Origin of the sequence: Lentibacillus populi, assembly GCA_014642895.1 — a bacterium.
Classification (GTDB): Bacteria; Bacillota; Bacilli; order Bacillales; family Amphibacillaceae; genus Lentibacillus_C; species Lentibacillus_C populi.
Map to the genome: position 1 here is coordinate 1 of BMJD01000085.1, position 6,293 is coordinate 6,293.

Below are 6,293 nucleotides of genomic sequence, written 5' to 3' on the forward strand. Positions count from 1 at the left end.
ATTAACTGTATTGCCATAAATCAATGAGATAATCCTCCCATTTAGATTAGAAATTCTTTTTCATCATAGATGGTGGCTGCGCGAATGCGGAGCCATGTTGGTTTCTTATCTTTTAAAATAGGAGCACTTATGGATGTGCTCCTTTTGCGTAAGGTCATTAACACAAATCAGTATAACACTTTTTACCATTATAATGCTCCACATCATATCCGGCTGTTATCTCGTTGACAATTTAACCGAAGTACTAACTCTTTCATATCGACCATTCGTGGGAATAATGGTTTCTCTGTGGTTCCTGCAATCACTAAAGGTACAAGTGACTCTTGTTTATGTAATGAGCCGTGTGCTGCACCACCAAGGTGGAATGGTGTGGACTGTGCTTTAAAATCACAGCCTGGTTTAGCATTAACCACAATGAACCGACCCGAATGGGAGTGCAATACGCTATAAACCCTAGCTAATGCGTCTGGATAATCCCCGTAGAATAATTCGTTGTTATTTTTCACGTGCAAATCAAGAAGTTCAGGGTTTCCTTCCATACTCCAGGTTTGTCTGTACTCATCTGTATATTCTCCGGTTGGACAATAGTGTAATGAACCTTCTCTCATACCGGATGTGACATGAATAAAGTCGCCGTCCTTTCTGGCAATGATATCGATGCGAGGATCATTTTTGAGTTGTTCACTAACTTCAGACAATGAGAGATTTTTATCCAGTATGTAAATATACGCCATACGCTGGTTTACACATAGAACAATCTGGTCTTTTTTGTGTACTGGGCGATCAATACGGCCTATACGGTACTTTTTTAGTGTTTTCCGTAAATCAATAACAAATTTCCGGTAGCTGGCCCCCGTCGGAGAATGCCCGTTGTCCCCCATAACCATCCATACATTCCGGTTGAGCGCTTCTTCCCAGCTCGGATACATATTCAATGTTTTTTGAATTTCCCGGTCAATTTTGGCAATACCTTTTATATCCATCGGTCCCCTGAAATGAATACGGGCGTCCAAATCCTGAAATATACAAAACGTAAACCCTGGCAGTTGTTTTCTTCGTATTAAATGCCGAAGCTCCCGTGCTGTATATTTATAATTTCCAGCGGCTATTTGCAGTGTGAATCCCCGTGGTCGCAGTTTGGAAAATAGACCCAAAGAGAGAATGGACGTGGCATTGGTTGTCCACTCACCGTCTTCAAACCGGGTCAATGTGCTGAGGAGGCGAGGGACATGTAACCGTTTAGGTGTATTTCCACGATAGACAAAGGAATTAATCGAAGCAGAAGGAATCCCCATGTTAGCCAAATCCTCGTAGATTGTAGTGACGTCACTGCTTAAGTGCTCGTTATTCAGTCGGTAGAGCATGTTATGAACGGACCTGCGCATACCTAACCGCAACGTTTCACGAAAACCAGTCCCGTAGTTAATGATTTCTTTTCTGGAGTCATCAAACCAGTTTAAGCCTGGAACATGGTGCTTATCTGCATATGTTCCTGTCAAAAGGCTACTGTCAATCGTGACCGACATTGTTGGAAATGAACTGACCATATTAGGAATATAACTGCCTTTTTCCATCAAAAATTGTAAGGCCGGGGCATGCCCGGTTTGAGTAGCTACTTCCAACGGTTCAGACATTAACGAATCGATGTTTAGCAAAATTACTGGTTTTTGTTTCATGTTATTTTCATCCTCACTGCCGCTTTTTTTAAGATAAGTATAAGTAGAAGGAGTTCAGATAGTGAACCGTTCCCTCTCACACCAACCTGTGGATTCTATATCCTAGAAAGCATCTCTAGTGTTTACTTTATCCGAATGGAACAATCATACCAATTTTTCCCTTCCCAAAATTTATTTTTATCCCTTTACCTTCTTGTACTACTTAATATAATTTTTAAAGAAAAAGGCGATTGTTTCATCTTTTAAATTGAAAAGTCAGATTAGGTATGTTATTTTAGATATCGAAATACAATATCGATTTTCGATATTGCATTTCGATAAAAGAAAGGAGAAGACTGTAATGGAGGATCGAATACTAAGAAAGCTTTTTTTGGGCTTTATCCAAATACATATTCTGCACCACGCAAAGGAACATCCTATTTTTGGTTTGTGGATGCTTGAAGAACTTAAAGAGCATGGCTATGAGATTAGTGCTGGAACATTGTATCCAATACTTCACAATATGGAGGATGATGGCCTATTAATAAAGGAAGAACGAAAAGCTGATGGCAAAATAAGAAAATATTACACAGCAACCGAAAAAGGGGAAGAGATTCTTATTCAGGCACAAGAAAAAGCCTATGAATTATTCAAAGAAATAAAAGATTAAGAGGGGGTCGTGACGATATTGAGTAAACTTAAATCTTTATTCGAAATCTTAGTTGTTTCTACCAGACTTGGACTAACTTCATTTGGTGGACCAATTGCACATTTAGGTTATTTTCATGAAGAGTATATCCGAAGAAGAAGGTGGATGGATGAAAGAAGTTATGCAGACTTAGTTGCCCTATGTCAATTTTTACCCGGACCAGCAAGCAGTCAAGTCGGCATTGGTATTGGGGTTATGCGTGCGGGGATCTTAGGCGGCATTACTTCATTTATTGGTTTTACGCTGCCGTCTGTGATCGTACTCATTATTTTTGCATCCATTCTCCACACTTTTGACATTGGAAATGCAGGCTGGATTCATGGATTGAAGATCGTGGCGGTTGTAGTAGTAGCTCATGCTATTTTAGGGATGGCTAATAAGTTAACACCTGATATACAAAGGCGGACAATTGCATTAGTTGCATTAGTTGCTACCTTATTATGGCAAACAACCTATACACAAGTCGTTATCATCGTAATTGCAGGACTTGTAGGCTTCTTAATTTTCAGGCGAAAAACCACCGAAGAAGAGCCATCACCTGTCTTACAATTTCCAATTTCTCATCGTACGGGATATTTATGTTTATCCCTGTTTTTTGGATTACTTATTTTTCTGCCAATTTTGAGGGAAATCACAGCTTTAGATTGGATTGCTTTTTTTGACAGCTTTTATCGCTCAGGCTCACTCGTTTTTGGCGGAGGGCATGTTGTTTTGCCTTTACTTGAGCAGGAGTTTGTTCCTGCGGGATGGTTAAATGAACAAGATTTCCTTGCAGGGTACGGTGCGGCCCAAGCAGTTCCAGGGCCTCTTTTTACTTTTGCCGCCTATCTTGGTGCGGTTATTAACGGATGGCAAGGTGGTTTGTTAGCAACCTTCGCAATCTTTTTACCTGCTTTCCTTCTTATCTTAGGTACATTACCTTTTTGGAATTCTTTACGTTGTAATTATAAAATAAAGGGGGCTTTAATGGGCGTAAATGCATCTGTAGTAGGTATCTTAATTTCTGCACTCTACCAGCCTATCTGGACAACTTCTATATTAGCACCAGTTGATTTTGCCCTCGCATCCATTTTATTTAGTATGTTGGTATTTTGGAAATTACCACCATGGATTATCGTGTTAACAGGATCTGCAGGCGGGTTATTAATATCCTTTATATAATTACCGCGACAATCTACTTTGTTTAAAATGAATTCTGGTAATAAGTGAAAGTACCCGTTCGTTGATAGCTTAGGTTATTTCTTTTGTATAAGACCAAACCCAACACCCGTAGGATCAACTAAGTAACTCAAGTTTCGCAGCTCAATTTAGGCAGGTAAGCCTTGATATAACTAGGTAGACCTGCAATCCATTGCTGAAGTTGATTTTTAATCAGTTTTTTGACTCGCTGGTTCGTTTGTTGCAATGCATCTTCAAGAAGCTCAATGAGTTGCTGAAGAGCCAGAGCCCAATCGAGTTCGTTAATTTCATCACAAAGCTCGTAAAACATACCACCAAGTGTTCGGTCATCAACACTACAACGATTTTGCCAAGACAACAGTATATATCTTGAAAACACAATGGTGGTATGGCTGATCAGTAGATCATAAGATCTACCTTGAAACTCCTTTTGAAGCTTCAGTAGCGACTTCGTTGTTTTGAAAAAGACTTCGATGTCCCAACGCATACCGTAAATACGCACAATCTCTTTTTCGGACAATGTGCAATCGGTGCTTAAAATCGCCAACCATTCGCTTTTTTTATTGCGGTTTCGAACGAATACGACTTTAACAGTAACACCATTGGACATTGTCGTACGAACGGAGCGTAGAATGCCCTTATTTCCAGTCACAGGGGTGGCTAGACGATATAAGCCTTTTAAGTCAACTCGCTTGCGATTCACGAGATAGCGTTGATTCGTTGCTTTTACCATGCCAATCACATCAAGACCCTGTTCAACGATCGATTGAATAAGCGGCTGTTGTGTAAACCAAGTATCCATTAACACATACGACGCTTCTACACCTGCTGAGAGAGCACGCTGAATCATGGCTGGCAACTGTTCAGGTGCAGATTGCAATGCTTCTAAGCGTCGCTTATAACCAGAACTGCGTTTATCAATGTTCTTGGAAATCCCGTTGATTAGTGCGTTTTTTGAACTTAACAAAGAGAAATCCAATGGCATGAAGGTAGCACCGTCTGACCAACCCAATGTAAGCATACGAAACCCTTTATAAAAGCGCATTTTTTGGGAAGCATGATCAAAGCAACGGGCAAGTAATTCCACTTTTTTACTACGGTTTCGATAAAATGATGAATCATCAATGATCAGAACCTTGGGACGATCATTGCCGGTTAACGAACTTACTTTTCGAATAGTTGAAGCACTGAAGGAAAGTAAAAAGCGACGCCAAGCAAACTTGGAATGATTGAGAAATCGATAGACAGCATCTTTGGCTGGCAGTTCAGCAGACTTTTTCCCATTCAACAGACGAAACCAATTTTTTTGTTCGAAGATCAAACAAAAAATGAGCTGGAACAGATAAGCGCAAGTAAAACCAAACGATTTTTTAATGCCGGCGTTTCGCAAGTGCTTTAAAATTTCAAGTTCGTCAAAGGCTGCTTTTATTTCTTTTGGTAGTTGATTCTTTTGTCCATTATTCGCTATCATTTAGGAGACACCTCTTCTATTTGGTAGTGTTTGGTCAAAATCACTATACCAAAGGTCGAGGTGTTTTTGTATTCTATTACAAGCTGCTTGTCAAGGAACATAATTGAATGTTGTTGGGACTATGTCATTCAAGGCTAAAATATAATTTTTACGGTGCGAAAGTTGAGTAAGTAAGCAAGAAAAAATTCATCAAACTCCATCTTCTCCCGTACTACCATTGCACCGTTTTCTTTTGCTTTGGAGATAGAATCATCTATGGAGTCAACTTCTATCTGAATACGTGTACCATGAGGATAATCATTAGGGCCTTTACTTATTCCACCATTAAGTCCAGTTTTCTCAGTGCCTTTTTCCGAAGAGACTGCCCAATAATCCCATTTTGGTTCAGAAATATCCCATCCAAATACATTGGAATAAAACTTGACTGCTTTTTCCGGCTCCTGACTGCTTAACTCAAATCCGACAACTTTTCCCATTTTAAATCACCTCTTTCAACTATAATGAAATCCTTTACTACAATAATTCTCCATTTTTAATGAAATACCTTTTTTATCATTTCATCTGTTAACAAAAGAGCAAAAAGTAAAAGGATGGTTATCAAAAAATAATTACACATCATAAGTAATGGATAAAAAACATATTTAATCATAGTATTAAAGTAAAAGGACATGCAGTTGAAGGGTGATAAGGGAGGACTTTATCGGTGAATTTGATAAAAAGCATCAAACAAATTCTAATTCGTTTTTTTGCGGAGCGATTCTATGACCAATCGGCACAAATGGCTTATTACCTTATGTTATCCTTGTTTCCCTTTTTAATTTTTCTCTTTTCACTCATCGGCTTTCTGCGGGTAAATCCGGAGAATATTCTTTTAATGATCGAACCATTTGCCCCTCATGAGACATATATCGTGGTGCGCAACACATTGGAAAACATATTGGCTAAAGGGCGAGGTGAATTGTTGTCATTTAGCCTTATCGCAGCATTTTGGCTAGCATCGATGGCCATCCAGTCTCTTGTCCGATCGTTAAACAAAGCTTACAAAATAAAGCGAAAGCAGTCGTTTTTTTTGCAGGGAGTCATTAGTGATTTACTACTTACCCTAGGATTTATGATCATTTTATCTTTATCATTGCTTGTCCCTATTATTGAGGATTTTATTCGTACCTTTGTTCTCACAAAAATCACATACCACCTGTTCAACAGGTGGTTTGACTTAGCCCTATAAGGGCATGTTACTTGCAACGCCTTAAGGGCGTGGTTTCGCAAGCCGACTACA

6 protein-coding genes are annotated in these 6,293 nt (G+C 39.2%); 3 read left to right on the forward strand and 3 right to left on the reverse strand.

What is annotated here, in order from left to right; all coding sequences use genetic code 11:
- Positions 1-203 precede the first annotated feature (203 nt).
- The gene (locus IEX12_RS22680) at positions 204-1,676 is read right to left on the reverse strand and encodes an alkaline phosphatase family protein (RefSeq protein ID WP_102416066.1); all 1,473 of its coding nucleotides are present in this window, start codon (positions 1,674-1,676) and stop codon (positions 204-206) included.
- Between the two features lie 340 nt (positions 1,677-2,016).
- Between IEX12_RS22680 and IEX12_RS22685 the strand changes: the two genes are divergently transcribed.
- Positions 2,017-2,325 (forward strand): PadR family transcriptional regulator, encoded by a 309-nt coding sequence (locus IEX12_RS22685; protein ID WP_088051362.1) that lies wholly within the window; start codon positions 2,017-2,019, stop codon positions 2,323-2,325.
- An 18-nt stretch (positions 2,326-2,343) separates the two neighbouring features.
- Positions 2,344-3,525 (forward strand): chromate transporter, encoded by a 1,182-nt coding sequence (locus tag IEX12_RS22690; protein ID WP_250889765.1) that lies wholly within the window; start codon positions 2,344-2,346, stop codon positions 3,523-3,525.
- Between the two features lie 127 nt (positions 3,526-3,652).
- Here the strand turns inward: IEX12_RS22690 and IEX12_RS22695 are convergent, their stop codons facing one another.
- Positions 3,653-5,014 (reverse strand): IS4 family transposase, encoded by a 1,362-nt coding sequence (locus tag IEX12_RS22695; RefSeq protein ID WP_102414351.1) that lies wholly within the window; start codon positions 5,012-5,014, stop codon positions 3,653-3,655.
- Positions 5,015-5,148: 134 nt separating this feature from the next.
- A complete protein-coding gene (locus IEX12_RS22700; RefSeq protein WP_188725959.1) occupies positions 5,149-5,490 on the reverse strand; it encodes a VOC family protein in 342 nt (113 codons plus the stop codon).
- Between the two features lie 227 nt (positions 5,491-5,717).
- Between IEX12_RS22700 and IEX12_RS22705 the strand changes: the two genes are divergently transcribed.
- Positions 5,718-6,242, forward strand: coding sequence for a YihY/virulence factor BrkB family protein (locus IEX12_RS22705; protein WP_188725960.1), 525 nt, complete (start codon positions 5,718-5,720; stop codon positions 6,240-6,242).
- Positions 6,243-6,293 lie beyond the last annotated feature (51 nt).

Bases quoted from the DNA above. Each gene is read 5' to 3' on its own strand.
- IEX12_RS22680 (WP_102416066.1), bottom strand. From the start codon at position 1,676: ATGAAACAAAAACCAGTAATTTTGCTAAACATCGATTCGTTAATGTCT.
- IEX12_RS22685 (WP_088051362.1), top strand. From the start codon at position 2,017: ATGGAGGATCGAATACTAAGAAAGCTTTTTTTGGGCTTTATCCAAATA.
- IEX12_RS22695 (WP_102414351.1), bottom strand. From the start codon at position 5,014: ATGATAGCGAATAATGGACAAAAGAATCAACTACCAAAAGAAATAAAA.
- IEX12_RS22700 (WP_188725959.1), bottom strand. From the start codon at position 5,490: ATGGGAAAAGTTGTCGGATTTGAGTTAAGCAGTCAGGAGCCGGAAAAA.